Here is a 17656-nt window from a genome sequence, read left to right as displayed (position 1 = left end):
GGCGGAGGCGGACGGGAATCGAACCCGCCAGACCGAGATGCTCGGTCTCACCGGTTTTGAAGACCGGGGCGCCCACCAGGACGCGTACGCCTCCATGCATCAATGGTGCCGGCCATGGCGATCTCGGAAGGAGCACCTCGAACCGGCAACGGTTCCGAGACTATCCGACTGTCCGCCCACATACCACCGTCCCACCTGCGGATTCGGGAAGGACCTCGTAGGCTCGGTCCATGAGCGACTCCCCGATCACCCCGGTCCCGAGCACACCGGCGATCCGTCTGACGACGATGGCCCACGGCGGCGGCTGCGCCTCCAAGATCCCGCCGGGTGAGCTCGAGGAGGTGGTCAGCGCCCTGGCCGGGCAGGAGGACGACTCCGTGATCGTGGGGCTGGAGGACGGGGACGACGCCGCCGCGGTGCGGATCTCCGAGGGCACCGCCGTGCTCTCGACCGCGGACTTCTTCACCCCGGTGGTCGATGACCCGTACGACTGGGGGCGCATCGCCGCCGCCAACGCCCTCTCGGACATCTACGCGATGGGCGGGGATCCGGTCGTGGCGATCAACCTGGTGGGGTGGCCGCGGGGCGTGCTGCCCCTCGAGCTGCTGCGGCAGGTGCTCGCCGGCGGTCTCGCCGTCGCGCAGCAGGCGGGTGTCCCCGTCGTCGGCGGCCATTCCGTCGACGATCCGGAGCCGAAGTACGGCATGGCCGTCACCGGCACCGCGGACCCGGACCGGCTGCTGCGCAACGATGCGGCGCGCCCCGGCCTCCCGCTGACGCTGACCAAGCCGCTCGGGGTGGGACTGCTGAACAACCGGATGAAATCCACCGGTGAGGTCTCGGCAGCCGCCGTGGAGACCATGACCGCGCTGAACCGCGACGCGGCGCGGGCCGCGCTGTCGGCCGGGGCGCGGGCCGCGACCGACGTGACGGGCTTCGGGCTGCTGGGCCACCTGCACAAGATGACCCGGGCCTCCGGGGTCGGTGCGGTCCTCGAGCGCGGGGCCGTGCCGCTGATCGACGGGGCCGCCGAGGCGCTGCGGGACGGGTACGTCTCCGGCGGGACCCGACGGAACCTCGACTGGGTCCGGGACCATGTACGAGCGGGAGCCGGCATCACCCAGGACGATCTGCTGCTGCTGGCCGATGCGCAGACCTCCGGTGGACTGCTGGTGGTCGGCGAGGTCCCCGGTCACCCGATCATCGGCGAGACCGTCGAGGGATCCGGCATCGAAGTGCGCTGAGCGGCCCGCCGCGACCGGTCGCGGTCAGCCGACGGTGGTGATCGAGTCGTCGGTCCGTCCGCCTGCCCGCCGAGCGGCCAGGCGGGCCCTCTGCGGCTCGATGACACGTCGCGGGTCCTTCACGGACTCCAGCCCCGCCTCGAGCACGCCGAAGCGGGTGAGCGCGGAGGCGGTCAGCAGGACGGCCCCGCTCGCCGCGGAGACCACACGGCTGCGCCCGCCGAGCACCGCGCCGATCCCTCCCGCGACGGCCAGCCGCTCCGCCCACCGCAGCAGGGTGCCGGGCCGGCCGATCTCGAGCGGCTCGGCCTCGAGGGGATGCATCGAGGCCTTCATCGCGCGCATCGACGTCACGTCGCCGACCACGCCGGCGGCCGCGAGCAGCCGGGCAGGGCGCGATTCGGCCACCGGGGCGGTGACCATCGCGGCGCCTCCCGCGGCGAGGGAGGCCGAGGAGACGAACAGCGTCGAGAGGTGCTTGCGGGAGGCGGCCCAGGTGGGGACCGCCGTGTCCCCGAGCAGGGCACCGGTGTAGGAGGCGAGGACCGAGCCGAGGGTGGCCTGGGCGAGCGCCGCGGGGGTCTCCGTGGCGCGCAGCAGCGGACGCAGGCGGCCCAGCGGGATCCGCCGGCCCGTGAGGTGGTCGGCCTCCACCGCTGCGACCATGCCCGAGGCGGCCCCGAAGCCGGTGAGGATCCAGGTGCCCAGGCTCATCGGCGAGGTGACCTTGACGGTGCGCATCATGTGCAGGAACCGCTCGGGGCGGCCGAGGTCCTCGATCAGCGCGACGGTGCCGACGCCCAGCGCGCCCAGCGCCACGAACCGGGAGTTGCGCCGCAGCGTCGGCCGACCGGTGAGCTGAGCGCCGGTGGCGAGCATCCCGGATCCGCCCGCGAGGCCGCCGAGGAAGAGGTACACGGCGATCGGGCCGCGCCACGGCGGCGCCTTGACCACGGGCCGGCCGTAGTACGAGTCGTGGGGGTCGACCTCGACGTCCTCGACGACGGCCTGCTCGCGCCCCCCGTCGGTGCTGCCGAGCCGCCCCAGGGTGCGGCGTCGTCGGCGGGTGCGACCGGTGCCGGAACGGGGTCGCCGGGGCTCTTCGGGCGGGCGGTCGGCATCGAAGGGGGTGATGCTCACCGGCGGCCTCCCAGGAAGGCGAGGGCGGTCGCCGCGAGCATGCCGGCCGCCGCGATCCCGGCCCGCGCGAACATCTGGGGCAGCTCCTTGGTGGGCACCTGAGGATCCGGAGGGAGCCCGTAGACCTCCGGCTCGTCCAGCAGCAGGAAGACCGACCCGGTGCCGCCGACGCCGTCCTTCGGATTCGCCCCGTACAGGCGGGCCTCGGTCATGCCCTGGTCGTGGAGGGTCCGCACGCGGTCCTCGGCATCGGCGACCAGGTCCTCGTGGTCCCCGAAGCGGATCGACTGGGTGGGGCAGGTGGCCGAGCAGGCGGGCTCGTCCCCGTCGACCAGGCGGTCGTAGCACAGCGTGCACTTGTTGGCGGTCCCGGCGTGCGGCACCTCCTCGTCACGCTCCACCTTCGCCGAGACGGTGCCGTCGTCGCGCCGCTCGATGACGCCGAAGGGGCAGGCCGCCACGCAGGTGCCGCAGCCGTTGCAGACGTCGTCCTGGACCACGACGGAACCGAACTCGGAGCGGAAGATCGCGCCGGTGGGGCACACGTCGAGGCAGCCGGCGTTGGTGCAGTGCTTGCACACGTCCGAGGACATCAGCCAGCGGAACTCCGGGGTCTGCGGCGGGGTGCGATCGGTGTCGCTGAGGTCCCCTGCGGGCGTCTCGCCGCGCGGGGGCCTCGGCCCGACGGTGGGCATGCCGAGGCTGACCAGCTGACGGCCGGATTCCCGGGCCTGTTCGATACGGTCCTGCTCCTGCTCGACGAAGGCGACGTGACGCCAGGTGTTCGCGCCCAGCGAGCCGGTGTTGTCGTAGCTCGAGCCGAGGATCTCCAGGTCGCCGTCGACGGGATTGCGGTTCCACTCCTTGCACGCCACCTCACAGGCCTTGCAGCCGATGCAGATCGAGGTGTCGGTGAAGAAGCCCTTGCGCTCGTGCTCGTGCTCGGGCCCCCAGCCGGAGGAGGCGGCGGGTCCGTGCGGTCCGGCGAGCAGGCTCATCGGTTCCTCATCTCCTTGATCGACGACTCCCCCGTGGGCATCGCGCTGGCCTCCTCGGGCCCGCGCATCTGGTGAGCGGAGTGCTCCTGGGCCGGACCCGGTCCGGGAGCGCCCAGACCACCATCCACCGGTGCGTCCTGTTCCGGGACCAGCCCCGCCCGTCGCCGGTACTCGGCGACCAGGTCCAGCCGGGCAGCGCCGCGGGGACGGCGCCCGGGGATGATCGCGCAGTCGTTGTTCTTGCTGTTCTGGATCTGCGTGTTCGCATCCAGCATCATGCCGATCAGGTCGTTGGCGCTGTCGCCCTCGACGACGGCGTCCGTGCCGCGGCCGAAGTGGAAGGGCATGCCGACCTGATGGAGGGTGCGGCCGCCGATCCGCAGGGGCTTCATCCGGCGCGTGATGAGCACCTTGGCCTCGATGGCGGAGCGGGCCGAGATGATCGTGGCCCATCCGTACGGGACGAGGCCCACCTCCTCGGCGAGCTCCGGGGACACTTCGACGTACATCTCGGGCTGCAGCTCGGAGAGGTAGGGCAGGAAGCGGCTCATACCGCCCGCGGTGTGGTGCTCGGTGATGCGGTACGTGGTGAACACGTGGGGGTACACCTGGCCCAGTGGCGAGGTGGCACCGGGCGACTGCAGGTTGTTCGGGTCGGTGAAGGTCACCCGCGTGGGGTTGGCTTGGACGGGGTACAGCGGGTTGGGCACCGTGGACTCAGGCCCTTCGTAGTGCGTCGGCAGCGGTCCGTCGACCATGCCGCTGGGGGCGAAGAGCCAGCCGCGGCCGTCGGCCTGCATGGTGAACGCGTCGGTGCCGGCCAGGGCGGCCACGCCACCCCGGGTCGGGTCCCCCGGGTCATCGGGACGTTTGGTCACCGGGAAATCCGGGATGTCGTGCCCCGTCCAGGCCCCCCGGGCCTCGTCCCACCACACGAGCTTCTTGCGCTCGCTCCAGGGCCGGCCCTCGGCGTCGGCCGAGGCCCGGTTGTACAGGATCCGGCGGTTCGCGGGCCAGGCCCATCCCCACTCCGCGGCGATCTCGTCCTGCTCCGCCCCGGGGGTACGGCGCCGGGCCTGGTTCACGCCGTCGGCGTACACCCCGGAGTAGATCCAGCAGCCGCCCGCGGTCGAGCCGTCGCTCTCCATCTCGGCGAAACCGTTCAGCGGCTGCCCGGCCCGCTCTCCGCGGAGGTGATGACCGTTGATCTCGGCGAGCACCGCCTCGGCCTCGACCTCGCCGTCCTCGTCGGCCGGGTAGTCCCAGGTGAGGTCGAGGATCGGGCGGTCCCGTGGATCCGTCGAGTCCGCCAGGCGTTCCCGGACCCGCAGGCCCAGCTCGACGGCGAACTGCAGGTCGCTCTGGGCATCGCCCGGCGGGTCCACCGCCTTGTCACGCCACTGGACCAGGCGCTGGGTCTGGGTGAAGGAGCCCGACTTCTCGGTGTGGTTCGCCGCCGGCAGGAAGAACATCTCGGTGGCGATGTCCTCGCTGCGCAGCTCGCCGGACTCGATCTCGGGGCCGTCCTTCCACCAGGTGGCGGACTCGATCAGCGAGAAGTCACGCACGACCATCCACTTCAGATGCGACATCGCCAGGCGCTGCATGCGTCCGTTCGCCGAGCCCACCGCCGGATTCTGCCCGAACAGGAAAAACCCGTCGACACCGTCCTCGAGCATCCGCATCACCGTCTGGTACGTGCCGTGGGCGCCGGTGAGGCGGGGAAGGTAGTCGTAGAGGAAGTCGTTCTCGGGCGTCGCCGCCTCGCCCCACCACGCCTTGAGCAGGTTCACCGCATAGACCTCCGAATCCGCCCAGAAGCCCTTCTGCTCGGACTTCCCGATCAGTCGCGCGTACTCCCGGAAGTCGTCCTGGCCGACCTTCGGCATCGGCAGGTAGCCGGGCAGGATGTGGTAGAGCGTGGGGATGTCGGTGGAGCCCTGGATGGTGGCGTGCCCGCGCAGCGCCATGACACCGCCGCCCGGGCGGCCGACGTTGCCCAGCAGCAGCTGGAGGACGCCCGCGGTGCGGATCATCTGGGCGCCGCCGACGTGCTGGGTCCAGCCCAGGGCGTAGGCGAAGCAGGTGGTGCGCTCGCGGCCCGAGTTCTCGACGATCGAGGAGGCGAGGTACTCGAACTCCTCGGCGGAGATGCCGCAGGTCTCCTGCACCATCTCCGGCGTGTAGCGCGCGTAGTGACGGCGGAGCACCTGGAACACGGTGCGAGGGTGCCGCAGGGTCTCGTCCCGCTCGGGGAGCCCTCGCGCCAGGTGCTCGGGGTCGCCCGCGTACGCCCAGGTGCCGTCGTCATAGGTGGCGGTCTCCGGGTCGTACCCCGAGAACAGCCCCTCGAGGTCCTCCGGGTCGCCGTACTCCTCGCCCACCAGGGAGGAGGCGTTGGTGAAGAGCTTGACGTACTCCTCGAACCAGAGATCGTTCTCGAGGATGTACCGGATCACGCCGCCGAGCAGGGCGATGTCGGTACCGCCGCGCAGCGCGAGGTGCCGGTCGGCGTTCGCCGAGGTGCGGGTGAATCGCGGGTCCACGTGAATCACGCGGGCACCGCGCTTCTTCGCCTCCATCACCCACTGGAAGCCCACGGGGTGCGCCTCGGCCATGTTCGAGCCCTGGATGACGATGCAGTCGGCGTTGGCCATGTCCTGGAGGGACTGCGTGGCACCGCCGCGTCCGAACGAGGTCCCCAGACCGGGAACCGTGGCGGAGTGTCATATGCGGGCCTGGTTCTCCATCTGGATCGCGCCCGCGGCGGTGAAGAACTTCTTGAGGAGGTAGTTCTCCTCGTTGTCGATGGTGGCGCCGCCGAGGCTGGCGATCCCCATGGTGCGCCGGAGCGGACGGCCGTGCTCATCGGTGTCCTGCCAGTGGTTGCGGCGCGCCTCGAGGAAACGGTCGGCGATCATGTCGAGCGCGGTGTCGAGCTCGAGCGGCTCCCAGTCGGTGCCGTGGGGCCGGCGGTAGAGCACGCTCGTGCGGCGCAGCGGGGTGTTCGCGAGCTGTTCGCTCGCCGCTCCCTTGGGGCACAGGCGCCCGCGCGAGACCGGCGAGTCGGGATCGCCCTCGATGTGGACGACGCGGCCGTCGCGGTGGAAGACGCGCTGGGCGCAGCCGACGGCGCAGTAGGGGCAGATGCTCTGGGCGACGCCGTCGGCGGTGGCGGTGCGCGAGGTGGTCTCGCGGGTCCGCTCGGACGTGACGGCGGTGCCGCGCCCGGTCGGGTCCGCTCCGCGCAGCTGCCGGAGGACCGGCCACTGCAGGAACTGTCCACGTGCCATGTGACGCACCTTACCAGCGCGCCCGGGCCGACGTGGAGGGTCGACCTCCGAGGTCAGGCGCTCTCGGGCCCCTGTTCGCGGATCCGCTCGTGATGACGGATCACCTCGGTGACGATGAAGCGCATGAACGCCTCGGCGAAGACGGGGTCGAGGCCGGCGTCATCGGCGAGGGAGCGCAGCCGGTCGATCTGCTCGTGCTCGCGGGAGGGGTCGGCGGGCGGCAGACCGTGGGTCGCCTTGAGGACGCCGACGCGCTGGGTGTGGGCGAAGCGCTCGGCGAGCAGGTGGACGAGGGCGGCGTCGATGTTGTCGATGCTGCGGCGCTCCTCGAGCAGCAGCTCGCGTGCCCGCTCGACGGCGTCGCGGTCGTCCCCCATCAGGCGGACCGGTCCTGCCGCGAGGGCTCGGACTCGCGGTCGCTGTCCTTGCCGGTGACCATCAGCGGCGCCCTTCCCTCGGCGATGACGCCCTCGGTGATGACCACCTTGACGACGTCGCTGCGCGAGGGGACCTCGAACATGACCTCCTGCAGGGAGTCCTCGAGGATCGCCCGCAGACCGCGCGCGCCGGTGCCGCGCTCGATCGCGCGATCGGCCACCGCCTCGAGGGCGCTGCGCTCGAAGTCGAGCTCGACCCCGTCGAGGGCGAACATCCGCTGGAACTGCTTGACCAGCGCGTTGCGCGGCTCGGTGAGGATCTTGATCAGGGCATCGCGGTCGAGGTTCGACACGCTCGTGATCACGGGCAGGCGTCCGATGAACTCGGGGATCAGGCCGAACTTCAGCAGGTCCTCGGGGACCAGTTTCGAGTACAGGGCCTCCTGCTCGAGCGGGGTGTGCAGCTCGGCGCCGAATCCGATGCCACGTTTGCCGATCCGCGACCCGATGATGTCCTCGATGCCGGCGAAGGCCCCCGCTACGACGAACAGCACGTTCGTGGTGTCGATCTGGATGAACTCCTGATGGGGGTGCTTGCGACCGCCCTGCGGCGGCACCGCGGCCACCGTCCCCTCGAGGATCTTCAGCAGGGCCTGCTGCACACCTTCGCCGGAGACGTCGCGGGTGATCGAAGGGTTCTCCGCCTTGCGGCCGATCTTGTCGACCTCGTCGATGTAGATGATGCCGCGCTCGGCCTTCTTGACGTCGTAGTCAGCGGCCTGCAACAGCTTGAGCAGGATGTTCTCGACGTCCTCGCCGACGTAGCCGGCCTCGGTCAGCGCGGTCGCGTCGGCCATCGCGAAGGGGACGTCGAGCATGCGGGCGAGGGTCTGGGCGAGGTAGGTCTTGCCGCAGCCGGTGGGCCCGACCATCATCACGTTGGACTTCGCGACCTCGATCCCGTCGCGCTCGGCCTCGGCATCCTCGGCCAGGGTCGCGGCGGCGTTCTTGCCCGGGGAGGCGGCGGACCCCTCGTCCTGGGCGCGCACCCGCTTGTAGTGGTTGTAGACGGCGACGGCGAGGGCGCGCTTGGCGGGGTCCTGGCCGATGACGTAGTCCCCGAGGAAGGCGAAGATCTCCTGCGGGGTGGGCAGCGGCGCCTGCTCCTCGGAAGCGGGCTGGGCGGCCTGGATCTCCTCGGCGATGATCTCGTTGCACAGCTCGATGCACTCTTCGCAGATGTACACGCCGGGGCCGGAGATCAGACGCTCGACCTGCTTCTGCGACTTCCCGCAGAACGAGCATTTGAACACGTCGGCCCCATCGCTCGTGCGCGCCATGTCCGTGTCCTTTCGTCGGGCCACCACCAGTGCGTTCGTCGTGCACCGCGGGTCCTCGACCCGCGATGCGCAGACCGTCCCACGGTACCCCGCCGTCCCGGTCGGTCGCGGGAGGCGGGCCCGGCGGTGGGGAGTGCGCCGCGTCCGGGAGCGAGGGACGCTGCCCGGACGCGGCGCGATGTCACTGGGTGATCGCGGCGCGGGGCACCTTGCGGGACTCCAGCACCTGGTCGACGAGCCCGTACTCCACGGCGTCGTGCGCCGTGAGGATCTTGTCGCGCTCGATGTCGGTGCTGACCTGCTCCTTGCTGCGTCCGGAATGATCGGCCAGGGTCTGCTCGAGCCATCCGCGCATGCGCATGATCTCGTTGGCCTGGATCTCCAGGTCGGAGGCCTGGCCGCCGCCGCCCTCGCCGCCCATGGCGGGCTGGTGGATCAGGATGCGGGCGTTCGGGAGCGCGAGCCGCTTGCCCGGGGCTCCTGCCGCGAGCAGCACGGCGGCGGCCGAGGCCGCCTGGCCGAGGCACACCGTGGTGATGTCCGGCTTGATGTACTGCATCGTGTCGTAGATGGCGGTCAGCGCGGTGAACGAGCCGCCGGGGCTGTTGATGTACAGCGTGATGTCACGGTCGGGGTCCTGGGACTCCAGGACCAGCAGCTGTGCCATGACGTCGTCGGCCGAGGCGTCGTCCACCTGCACGCCGAGGAAGATGATGCGGTCCTCGAACAGTTTGGTGTACGGGTCCTGACGCTTCATGCCGTAGGCGGTGCGCTCCTCGTACTGCGGGAGCACGTAGCGCGAGGTGGGCATCGAGCCGGCGTGGGCGGTCGGCAGGGCGCCGATGGTGCGGGGATCGAAGGTCACGGGGTCTCCTTGCTTCGAAGGTGTCTGTGGGGGACGGAAGGGGCGGTCAGTCGTCGGTGCCGCCGCCGCCCGTGACGTCACCTGCACCGGTGACGATCTTGTCGATGAAGCCGTACTCGAGGGCCTCGGAGGCCGTGAACCAGTGGTCGCGGTCCCCGTCGGCGATGATCTGCTCGATGCTCTTGCCGGTCTGCTCGGCGGTCAGCTCGGCCATCTGCTTCTTCATCGACAGGATGAGGTCGGCCTGGATCTTGATGTCCGTGGCGGTGCCGCCCAGACCGCCGAGCGGCTGGTGCATGAGCACGCGCGTGTGCGCTGTCGCGTAGCGCTTGCCCTGCGTGCCCGAGGAGAGCAGGAACTGGCCCATCGACGCGGCCATGCCCATGCCGATCGTCACGACGTCCGGCTGGACGTACTGCATGGTGTCGTAGATGGCCATGCCCGCGGTGATCGAGCCGCCGGGGCTGTTGATGTAGAGGTAGATGTCCTTGTCCGGGTCCTCGGCGGCGAGCAGCAGGATCTTCGCGCAGATCGCGTTGGCGTTCTCGTCACGGACCTCGGAGCCGAGCCACACGATGCGATCGCGCAGCAGGCGCTGGTAGACGTTGTCGTCCAGCCCCATCGGCACGTCGCCGGCCGCGGCGCGGGGCGAGGAGGGCTGGGTGCTCTGAGAAATCTCGGAGGTCACAGAGGTCACAGGGTCTCCTAAGTAGCGGGATTCGTCGATGGAACGACTCTATTGCCTGTCCCGGACACGACGGGGCGCTGTTCGCCGCAGGCGCATAGGACCCGATCCGCGAGCCCCTGGGACCTGGGAGGCCTCAGAGTCCGCGAGAGTCCGCGGAGGCCCCGGGGCCTGGGAGGTCCCGACGTCGGCCCTCACGCCGACCCTCATCGCCTTGACCCGTGTGGTCCAGCTCCCCCTCGCACGTCAAGTTCGACCGGGGTCAGGTCACGGTGACCCGTGCTCTCGCAAAAATAGCGTCAAGTCCCGTGCCGAGCTCTTCCAAGCCCGGGACCTGCAGGGGGACTCGCTCCTACGGTGGTGTCATCGCCCCGACGACGATCGCCCCGACGCGGTGATCACTCACCTAGCAGGAAGTCCCCGGCCCCTGGCGCCGGGAACGGAAGGAACGATTCGCACATCATGGCCAAGCACAACACGCACCGCATCCCCGGACGCGCCCAGAACCCGACCCACAACGCCCAGCGCGCCGCTCGCGGCCTCGGTGGGGCTGCCGTCCTCGGCACCGTCCTGGTCGGCACCGCGTTCGCCGGATCCGCGCAGGCCGCTCCGGCCTCCTCCCCCGCTCCGGCGGCCCCCTCCGCGCAGACCGCACCGGCCGCCCCGGTTCAGACCGCGCCGACCTCTCAGCTGGACACCAGCGAGAAGCTGCGCTGGGGCTCCGAGGGCTCCACGGTGGAGAACCTGCAGTCGACGCTCAACGAGAGCGGTGCCGACCTCTCCGAGGACGGCGTCTTCGGCCCCCGCACGCACGACGCGGTCAAGGATTACCAGGCGAACAACGGCCTGCAGATCGACGGGGTCGTCGGCCCGGAGACCTTCGGCTCGCTCAACGGCGGCTCGGTCCCCTCCGGCGGCACCGCCGTCCCGGCCTCGTCCTCCTCGGAAGGCAGCAGCTCCATCGTGGACGCCGCCCGCTCCGCCATCGGCACCCCCTACAGCTGGGGTGACTCCTCGCTGAGCGGCATGGACTGCTCCGGTCTGGTGAACTACGCCTACGAGGCCGCCGGCATCGACGTCCCGCGCACCAGCGGCGCGATCGCCGACGGCGGCCGCTGGATCTCCGAGTCCGAGGCCCAGCCCGGCGATCTCGTCGCCTGGGACGGCCACATCGCGATCTACGCCGGTGACGGCCAGATCATCGACGCCTCCGGCTCCAAGCAGGAGGTCGTCGAGCGCGGCATCTGGGGCAACCCGATCGGCTTCGTGACCTACCGCTGATCCACGCAAGCTCCCCGACGAGGGCCCGGTCTCCACACGGAGACCGGGCCCTCGTGCATGGGGCCGGTCATGCCAGCCGGCGAGGACGGAAGATCCGACCCCAGGAGGACACGCTGTCCGTGCGGGCCCGGACCAGCTCCCAGTCCACGCGCCGGCCTCCCGGGACGTCGAAGATGCGCGTCCCGTCCCCCAGGAACACCGGCGCCACGAACATCTGCAGCTCGTCGACGAGGTCGTGCTCGAGGGCCTGGCGAGCGATGTCCGCACTGATGATCTGCACGTCCCCCTCCCCGGCGATCTCCTGGGCCCGTCGGACCGCCTCGCGCACGTCGCAGTCCATCGGCACGATCGCGGGGTCCTCGGCGATCTCCTCGGGCCGGTGGGTCAGCACGATCTCGGTCCCCTCCCAGGCCCCGCCGTACGCCTCGGCGGTGAGCTCGCCGCGCTCCTCGGCCTGCGCTCGCGCCGCGTCGTAGCCGGCGCGCCCCGAGATGATGACGCCGACGGCCGCCGCCATCGCCTCGGTGGCCCCGTCGGCCGGCGGTGCGGTCTCCTCGAGCCACCGCATGTCGTGGCGCGGCCCGGCGATGAACCCGTCCAGCGAGGCGGTGAACCCCCACGCGACCTTACCCATGGCTCCTCCTCGAGCTGTCTCGGCACGGTCACGCTTCCACCCCGGCGGCCCCTGCACAAGCCCCGCCCCGGCACGACGACGGGCCGCCGCCCCGTGAAGGGGCGATGGCCCGTCGATGACTCACCCGGCCTCGAAGCCGGGCGGGAGGATCACTTCTCCGTGTCGTCGGCCTTCTCGGCGGCCGGCTCCTCGGAGACGGACTCCTCGGCGGCGGGCTCCTCGGCCTCGGACGTGTCCTCGGCGCCCTCCTCCGCGGCCGGGGTCTCCAGGCCGAGGTCCAGCGTCTCGCCGGCGGTGTTCTTCACGGTCACGTCCGCCAGGACGACCTCGAGCGCCTTGGAGCGCTGCACCTCGCCGAAGATCTGCTCGAGCTGACCGGACTGGGCCAGCATCTGCAGCAGCTGGTTGGACTCGATGCCGTACTGCGCCGACAACTGGGTCATGTAGTTCATGAGGTCGTCCTGCTCGACGCTGACTTCGCGGGTCGCGTTGATCTCGTCCAGCAGGAACTGGGCGCGGACGGCCTTGGTGGTGTCCTCGCGGATCTCCTCGCCGTGCGGGTCGCCCGGCTCCTTGTCCTCGTTCTCGAGATGCGAGTTGATCTCGTCCTCGACCAGCTGCTCGGGCACCGGGATCTCGAGCTCGTCCAGCAGCTTCTCGAGCAGGGCGTTGCGGGCCAGGGCCACGCGGTTGCCCTCGGCGTCGGCGGCGGCCTGAGTGCGCAGGTCCTCCTTGAGCTCGTCGATGGTGTCGAATTCGGAGGCCATCTCGGCGAACTCGTCGTCGGCCTCGGGCAGCTCGCGCACCTTGACGGACTGCGGGGTGACCGTGATCAGGGCCTCCTCGCCGGCGCGGTCGCCTCCGGCGAGCTTCGAGGTGAAGGTGGTGGTCTCCTCGGCAGAAAGGCCGATGAGGGCCTCGTCGAGGCCCTCGAGCATGTTGCCCTCACCGATCTGGTAGGACACGCCCTCGACGGTCTCGACCTCCTCGTCGCCGATGGTGGCGACGAGGTCGAGGGAGACGAAGTCGCGGTCCTCGGCGGGGCGGTCCACGCCCACGAGGGTGCCGAAGCGCTCGCGCAGCTCGGTCAGGCGCACGTCGACGGCGTCGTCGTCGACGGTGGGCTCCTCGATCTCGACCTCGACGGTCGAGAAGTCGGGCAGGTCGAGCTCGGGACGCACGTCCTGCTCGACGACGAAGACGAGGTTCCCCTCCTCGGAGCCGTCGAGGCCCGGGATCTCGCTGACCTCGACCTCGGGACGGCCGACGGGCTTGATCTCCGCCTCGGCGGCGGCCTGCTGGTAGAAGTCGGGAAGCGCGTCGTTGACGGCCTCCTGCATGATCGCGGGGCGACCGAAGCGCTGCTCGACGAGGCGGGAGGGGACCTTGCCCTTGCGGAAGCCGGGGATCTGCACCTGGTCGGCGATCTTCTTCGTGGCGGCCTCGACGGCGGGCTGCAGCTCGTCGAAGGGCACCTCGACGGTGAGCTTCACCCGGGTGGGGCTGAGCTTCTCGGACTCGGTCTTCACTGGTCAGGTCTCCCTGTGGATGGTCGGTCTATGGTCTGTTCTCACGGACGCCTCGGAGCTCGCACGCGGCGGCGACCCGGAGACGGAGTCGGGGTGACAGGATTTGAACCTGCGACTTCCCGCTCCCAAAGCGGGTGCTCTACCAAGCTGAGCTACACCCCGGAGGGCAACCCAGGGGATATTACCCGTTCCCCCTGCCGCCTGCCTGAATCGTCCTGGCGGGCTGTGAGCAGATGCATGTCTCCTGGCCCACGACGGATGTGCCATCGCGCCGGTGATCTGGTTGAATGGAGCGGTCCGCGGGCGTAGCTCAATGGTAGAGCCTCAGTCTTCCAAACTGATTACGCGGGTTCGATTCCCGTCGCCCGCTCCAGCTCGAGAGCCGCGGCCCCTCCCTCGGGGCCGCGGCTCTTCTGCGCCGGGGCTCATCGGGGTGCGGCTCATTCGAGGGCCCCGTCGCGGAGCGCCCGCAGCACCGCCTGAGTGCGGTCGCGCGCCCCGGTCTTCTGCAGGATCGTCGAGGAGTGGTTCTTGACCGTCCCCTCCGCCAGGTGCAGGAGCCCCGCGATCTCCCGATTGCTGTACCCCTCGGCGATCAGACGCAGGACGTCCAGCTCCCGCTCGGTCAGGGGCTGCACCGTCGTGGCGGGAACGTCGGCGGTCGGCTCCGTGGCCCGGACCACGCGCAGCAGACGATCGGTGAGGGACGGGGAGATCAACGTGCCCCCGTCGGCGAGCGTGCGCACGGCCCGGGCCAGCCGGTCGAGGGTGACGTCCTTGAGCAGGTAGCCGCGGGCGCCGGCGCGGAGCGCCCCCAGCACCAGCTCGTCGTCGTCGAAGGTGGTCAGGACCAGCACCGGGATCTCCTCGCCACGCTCGCGCAGCTGCTCCAGGACCCAGATCCCGTCACGGTGCGGCATCCGCAGGTCCAGCAGCACCGCGTCCGCGCGGTGCCGGACGATGGCCTCGATCGCCTCCTCACCGTCGGCCCCCTCGGCGACCACGTCGATCCCCGCCAGCTGCAGCAGGGTGCGAAGGCCCTCACGCACCAGGGCGTGGTCGTCGACCACGATCACGCGGGTCATGCCGCCTCCAGGTGCCCGGTCACGCGGAATCCCTCGTGCCCCTCGACATCGACCCCGCCGCCGAGGCCCTCGAAACGCTCCCGCAGCCCGCGCAGACCGTTGCCGAGCCGCACCTCTCGTGCCCCGACGCCGTCATCGGCCGCACGGAGCTCGACGGCGCCGTCGCGGCGACTGACGTCGATGCTCAGGTGCTCGGCCTGCGCATGCCGGATCGTGTTGGTCAGCGCCTCCTGCGCCAGCCGCACGAGGGCGAGCGCGCGCTCCTGATCGAGCTCGAGGCCCTCCTCGACCGTGATCTCGACCGCCAGTCCGGGCACGCCGTCCACCATGCGGGTCAGCGCGGTCTCGAGGTCCGACCCTTTGTCGCGCAGGGTGTCGACCGTTGAGCGCACGTCCCGCAGCAGTGTGCGCGCGACCTGGTCGGCCCGCTCGACGTGCTCCTCACCCGGCCCTGCCCCGAGATGCCGCGCGGCCTCGAGATTGAGGGTGAGCACGGTCAGCTGGTGGCCGATGAGGTCATGCAGATCGCGGGAGATGCGCAGCCGCTCGGCGGTGCGCGCGGATTCCTCGAGCAGAATGCCCGCGGCCTGGAGATCCACGTGCGCGCGGGCGAGCTCGGTGCGCATCCGTCTCTCCCGCAGCATGGTGGCGGTGCTGAAGATGGTGGCCAGCTGGATCAGCAGGTAGAAGCCGGTCAGGATCAGGACTTCGGAGGAGTCGGCCGATACCAGGCTGTTGTTGATCAGCACGACGACGGTGTTCGTCCCGGCGATGGCGAGGCTCACGGAGAGCGGCACGACATACACGCTCACGGCGGCCGTGATCACCACCAGCACGTGCAGCAGACCCATCGCGGGAACGGTAAGGACGAGGACCCAGACGGTGACCACTGCGGTCGCGAGCACCGCGCGAGAGGCGCGACGACGGGCACTCAGCACTCCCACGGCGACCACGGCCGCGAGCGCCACCACCAGCACCAGTGCCCACAGCGGGCGTGGGATACGCAGCGGGACGTCCCACAGCAGCACGGGAAGGGACACGGCCACGGCGACGATCATCATCGCCACACCCGCCCAGCCCTCCGTACCCAGTCGTCGCATGGGATCACCTTAGAGCTCGGTCACCAGTGCCACCCGTGCCGATGGTCACGGGTGGCACTGGTGACCGTCGGCACTGATCCGTACCCGTTCTCGGTGCCTAGCGTCGAGGTATGAGCAGAGCACCAGCCGTCGAGGTCGAGCACGTCGCCAAGAGGTACGGGAACACGGTCGCCGTGGACGACGTCAGCCTGAGCGTCCAGCACGGCGAGACCCTCGGGATCCTCGGGATCAACGGGGCCGGGAAGTCCACCACCGTCGAGATGATCGCCGGACTGCGGTCCCCCGACGACGGACACGTGCGCGTGCTCGGCCTGGACCCGCGCCGCGACCGCGCCGCGCTGCGGCAGGTCCTCGGGGTCCAGCTCCAGGACGCGCAGCTGCACGGCGCCCTGACCGTCACGGAGCTGATCCGGCTGTACCGCAGCTTCTACCCCGATCCCCGCTCCACCCAGGAGCTGCTCGACCTGGTCGAGCTGGGGCACCAGCGCCACACCCGCTTCGAGCGTCTCTCCGGTGGGCAGCAGCAGCGACTCTCGGTCGCGCTCGCCCTGGCCGGACGGCCCCGCGTGGTGATCCTCGACGAGCTCACCACGGGCCTGGACCCGGCGGCGCGGCGCCGCATGTGGCGCACGCTCGAGCACCTGCGCGAGGACGGAGTCACGATCCTCCTGGTGAGCCACACGATGGAGGAGGTCGAGCAGCTGTGCGACCGCATCGTGCTGCTCGAGGCGGGATGCGTGCTGACCACCGACTCCCCCGCCGAGGTCGTCGCGCGGGCCGGCACCTCGACCCTGGACGAGGCCTTCGTCCAGCTCACCGGACACGACCTGGAGGTCGCAGAATGAGCGCCAACGATGCCCGTGCCTCCGCGCCGCGCCGCAGCCGCAGGCCCGGCCTGCGCTCTTTGGCGGTCCTGGTCCTCAGCGAGGCGAAGATGGTCGTGCGCGACACCGCCGGCCTGATCGTCCCGCTCGGCCTGCCGCTGCTGATCCTGCTGACCAGCGCCGGTTCCAGCGGGGAGCAGGTGATCACCGCCGGCCGCACCGCTCTGGACCTGTTCGTGCTCCCGCTGGTGATCACCATGGTGCTCACGATGGTGGGAGTGCTGAACATGCCCAGCTTCCTCGCCTACTACCGGCGCAGCGGGATCCTGCGCCGGCTCGCCCTCACCCCGGCCTCCCCGGTGACGGTGATGGCGGCGCAGGTGATCGTGAGCATCCTGCAGTCCGTCCTCGGCATCACCCTGGCCCTCGTGGTCGCCCTGACCGTCTTCGGGGCCCGTCCGCCCGTTGACCTGCTTCCCGCGCTCGGGGTGCTGGCCCTGGCCGCCGCGGCGATGTATGCAATGGGGATGATCGTGGCGGCGACCGCCCCCACGCCGAACTCCGCGGTCGCGATCGGCCTGATCGGCTTCCTGCTGCTCGGAGCGACGGGCGGCATGTTCGGAGGACTCCAGTCGCTGCCGGAGCCGATCGCGCGGATCGGTGGCCACCTGCCCTTCGGTGCCACCGTCGAAGCACTCGGCGCCGCGTGGGCGGGGCAGCCCGTCGGCGCCGCACCGCTCCTCTCCCTCGTCGCGGCGATCGTCGTCGGCGTCACGATCGCCTCCTGGCTGTTCCGCTGGGAATGAGCGTAGGAACGGACGATCAGGCGGACTGCTGGATGCGCAGGAGATTGCCGGCGGGGTCGCGGACGGCGCAGTCGCGCAGGCCGTAGTCCTGGTCGATCGGCTCCTGGACGATGTCGGCCCCGGCCGCTACGAGGGCGGCGAAGGTCGCGTCGAGGTCGTCGGCGGCGAGGTTCGCCCCGAAGTAGGAGCCCTTGGCGATGAGCGCGGCCAATGTCGCGTTCTCCTCCGGTGTGATCCCGTTGCCCTCGAACAGCGGGTGCAGCACGATCGCGGTGTCCTGACCGGCCGGACCGACGGTGAGCCAGCGCATCTGGCCACCGCCGACGTCGAGCCGCACCTCGAAGCCGAGCACATCGCGGTAGAAGGCGAGCGAGGCCTCGGCGTCGGTGTGGGGCAGGAAGCTGGAGTGGATCGAGCAGGCGGTGGCGGAGCGGGTCTTCTGTGTCATACCTGGG

16 protein-coding genes and 3 tRNA genes are annotated in these 17656 nt (G+C 70.7%); 5 read left to right on the top strand and 14 right to left on the bottom strand.

Annotated features, from left to right (window positions below; all coding sequences use genetic code 11):
- Positions 1–2: 2 nt before the first annotated feature.
- Positions 3–94, bottom strand: a tRNA-Sec gene (locus tag JOF43_RS10125).
- A gap of 136 nt (positions 95–230) precedes the next feature.
- On the opposite strand from JOF43_RS10125, the gene selD reads away from it, so the two are divergent.
- Positions 231–1244 (top strand): selenide, water dikinase SelD, encoded by a 1014-nt coding sequence (selD, locus tag JOF43_RS10120; protein ID WP_209901694.1) that lies wholly within the window; start codon positions 231–233, stop codon positions 1242–1244.
- A gap of 24 nt (positions 1245–1268) precedes the next feature.
- Here the strand turns inward: selD and nrfD are convergent, their stop codons facing one another.
- The 7 genes from nrfD to JOF43_RS10080 all read right to left on the bottom strand — a co-directional run bounded on the left by nrfD (position 1269) and on the right by JOF43_RS10080 (position 9879).
- On the bottom strand, positions 1269–2384 hold the full coding sequence (nrfD, locus tag JOF43_RS10115; protein ID WP_209901692.1) for an NrfD/PsrC family molybdoenzyme membrane anchor subunit: 1116 nt from the start codon (positions 2382–2384) through the stop codon (positions 1269–1271).
- The gene (locus JOF43_RS10110) at positions 2381–3382 is read right to left on the bottom strand and encodes a 4Fe-4S dicluster domain-containing protein (RefSeq protein WP_209901690.1); all 1002 of its coding nucleotides are present in this window, start codon (positions 3380–3382) and stop codon (positions 2381–2383) included. The genes nrfD and JOF43_RS10110 overlap by 4 nt, the downstream gene beginning before the upstream one ends.
- Positions 3379–6675 carry a formate dehydrogenase-N subunit alpha gene (gene fdnG, locus JOF43_RS10105; protein WP_245354078.1) on the bottom strand — a complete coding sequence of 1099 codons (3297 nt, stop codon included), beginning with the start codon at positions 6673–6675 and terminating at the stop codon, positions 3379–3381. Before fdnG ends, JOF43_RS10110 begins: the two co-directional genes overlap by 4 nt.
- Positions 6676–6728: 53 nt before the next feature.
- Positions 6729–7052: a chorismate mutase gene (locus JOF43_RS10095; protein ID WP_209901687.1), complete on the bottom strand. Its 324-nt coding sequence runs from the start codon at positions 7050–7052 to the stop codon at positions 6729–6731.
- Positions 7052–8392 (bottom strand): ATP-dependent Clp protease ATP-binding subunit ClpX, encoded by a 1341-nt coding sequence (gene clpX / locus JOF43_RS10090; protein WP_209901685.1) that lies wholly within the window; start codon positions 8390–8392, stop codon positions 7052–7054. Before clpX ends, JOF43_RS10095 begins: the two co-directional genes overlap by 1 nt.
- 181 nt (positions 8393–8573) lie before the next feature.
- The gene (locus tag JOF43_RS10085; RefSeq protein WP_209903233.1) at positions 8574–9203 is read right to left on the bottom strand and encodes an ATP-dependent Clp protease proteolytic subunit; all 630 of its coding nucleotides are present in this window, start codon (positions 9201–9203) and stop codon (positions 8574–8576) included.
- 100 nt (positions 9204–9303) lie between these two features.
- Positions 9304–9879: an ATP-dependent Clp protease proteolytic subunit gene (locus tag JOF43_RS10080; protein WP_209903231.1), complete on the bottom strand. Its 576-nt coding sequence runs from the start codon at positions 9877–9879 to the stop codon at positions 9304–9306.
- Between the two features lie 525 nt (positions 9880–10404).
- Here JOF43_RS10080 and JOF43_RS10075 point away from each other — a divergent pair.
- On the top strand, positions 10405–11223 hold the full coding sequence (locus tag JOF43_RS10075; protein WP_209901683.1) for a C40 family peptidase: 819 nt from the start codon (positions 10405–10407) through the stop codon (positions 11221–11223).
- A 67-nt stretch (positions 11224–11290) separates the two neighbouring features.
- On the opposite strand, the gene JOF43_RS10070 is transcribed toward JOF43_RS10075, so the two are convergent.
- From JOF43_RS10070 to JOF43_RS10060, 3 genes are all read right to left on the bottom strand, one after another.
- Positions 11291–11857 carry a dihydrofolate reductase family protein gene (locus JOF43_RS10070; RefSeq protein ID WP_209901681.1) on the bottom strand — a complete coding sequence of 189 codons (567 nt, stop codon included), beginning with the start codon at positions 11855–11857 and terminating at the stop codon, positions 11291–11293.
- Between the two features lie 149 nt (positions 11858–12006).
- Positions 12007–13386, bottom strand: coding sequence for a trigger factor (gene tig, locus JOF43_RS10065; RefSeq protein ID WP_209901679.1), 1380 nt, complete (start codon positions 13384–13386; stop codon positions 12007–12009).
- An 88-nt stretch (positions 13387–13474) separates the two neighbouring features.
- Positions 13475–13548 (bottom strand) — tRNA-Pro (locus JOF43_RS10060).
- A gap of 137 nt (positions 13549–13685) precedes the next feature.
- On the opposite strand from JOF43_RS10060, the gene JOF43_RS10055 reads away from it, so the two are divergent.
- Positions 13686–13759, top strand: a tRNA-Gly gene (locus JOF43_RS10055).
- Positions 13760–13826: 67 nt separating this feature from the next.
- On the opposite strand, the gene JOF43_RS10050 is transcribed toward JOF43_RS10055, so the two are convergent.
- Both JOF43_RS10050 and JOF43_RS10045 read right to left on the bottom strand, forming a co-directional pair.
- Positions 13827–14471, bottom strand: coding sequence for a response regulator (locus tag JOF43_RS10050; RefSeq protein WP_209901678.1), 645 nt, complete (start codon positions 14469–14471; stop codon positions 13827–13829).
- Positions 14468–15571, bottom strand: a complete 1104-nt coding sequence (locus tag JOF43_RS10045; protein WP_245354077.1) for a sensor histidine kinase — start codon at positions 15569–15571, stop codon at positions 14468–14470. The genes JOF43_RS10050 and JOF43_RS10045 overlap by 4 nt, the downstream gene beginning before the upstream one ends.
- Before the next feature lie 110 nt (positions 15572–15681).
- Here JOF43_RS10045 and JOF43_RS10040 point away from each other — a divergent pair, with 110 nt between their 5' ends.
- A complete protein-coding gene (locus JOF43_RS10040) occupies positions 15682–16416 on the top strand; it encodes an ABC transporter ATP-binding protein (RefSeq protein WP_209901676.1) in 735 nt (244 codons plus the stop codon).
- Positions 16413–17201 carry an ABC transporter permease gene (locus JOF43_RS10035; protein WP_209901674.1) on the top strand — a complete coding sequence of 263 codons (789 nt, stop codon included), beginning with the start codon at positions 16413–16415 and terminating at the stop codon, positions 17199–17201. The genes JOF43_RS10040 and JOF43_RS10035 overlap by 4 nt, the downstream gene beginning before the upstream one ends.
- 16 nt (positions 17202–17217) lie before the next feature.
- On the opposite strand, the gene JOF43_RS10030 is transcribed toward JOF43_RS10035, so the two are convergent.
- Positions 17218–17649 carry a VOC family protein gene (locus JOF43_RS10030; protein WP_209901672.1) on the bottom strand — a complete coding sequence of 144 codons (432 nt, stop codon included), beginning with the start codon at positions 17647–17649 and terminating at the stop codon, positions 17218–17220.
- Positions 17650–17656 lie beyond the last annotated feature (7 nt).

The organism is Brachybacterium sacelli (assembly GCF_017876545.1).
GTDB classification, from domain to species: domain Bacteria; phylum Actinomycetota; class Actinomycetes; order Actinomycetales; family Dermabacteraceae; genus Brachybacterium; species Brachybacterium sacelli.
The sequence above is the reverse complement of the archived record's forward strand: the minus strand, read 5'-3'. Positions and strand labels throughout refer to the sequence as shown.

Coding starts and splice junctions, on each gene's coding strand:
- JOF43_RS10045 (WP_245354077.1), bottom strand. CDS start 15,571: ATGCGACGACTGGGTACGGAGGGCTGGGCGGGTGTGGCGATGATGATC.
- JOF43_RS10110 (WP_209901690.1), bottom strand. CDS start 3,382: ATGAGCCTGCTCGCCGGACCGCACGGACCCGCCGCCTCCTCCGGCTGG.
- JOF43_RS10080 (WP_209903231.1), bottom strand. CDS start 9,879: ATGGGGCTGGACGACAACGTCTACCAGCGCCTGCTGCGCGATCGCATC.
- clpX (WP_209901685.1), bottom strand. CDS start 8,392: ATGGCGCGCACGAGCGATGGGGCCGACGTGTTCAAATGCTCGTTCTGC.
- JOF43_RS10070 (WP_209901681.1), bottom strand. CDS start 11,857: ATGGGTAAGGTCGCGTGGGGGTTCACCGCCTCGCTGGACGGGTTCATC.
- JOF43_RS10075 (WP_209901683.1), top strand. CDS start 10,405: ATGGCCAAGCACAACACGCACCGCATCCCCGGACGCGCCCAGAACCCG.
- JOF43_RS10040 (WP_209901676.1), top strand. CDS start 15,682: ATGAGCAGAGCACCAGCCGTCGAGGTCGAGCACGTCGCCAAGAGGTAC.
- JOF43_RS10095 (WP_209901687.1), bottom strand. CDS start 7,052: ATGGGGGACGACCGCGACGCCGTCGAGCGGGCACGCGAGCTGCTGCTC.
- JOF43_RS10030 (WP_209901672.1), bottom strand. CDS start 17,649: ATGACACAGAAGACCCGCTCCGCCACCGCCTGCTCGATCCACTCCAGC.
- JOF43_RS10050 (WP_209901678.1), bottom strand. CDS start 14,471: ATGACCCGCGTGATCGTGGTCGACGACCACGCCCTGGTGCGTGAGGGC.
- selD (WP_209901694.1), top strand. CDS start 231: ATGAGCGACTCCCCGATCACCCCGGTCCCGAGCACACCGGCGATCCGT.
- JOF43_RS10085 (WP_209903233.1), bottom strand. CDS start 9,203: ATGCCCACCTCGCGCTACGTGCTCCCGCAGTACGAGGAGCGCACCGCC.
- JOF43_RS10035 (WP_209901674.1), top strand. CDS start 16,413: ATGAGCGCCAACGATGCCCGTGCCTCCGCGCCGCGCCGCAGCCGCAGG.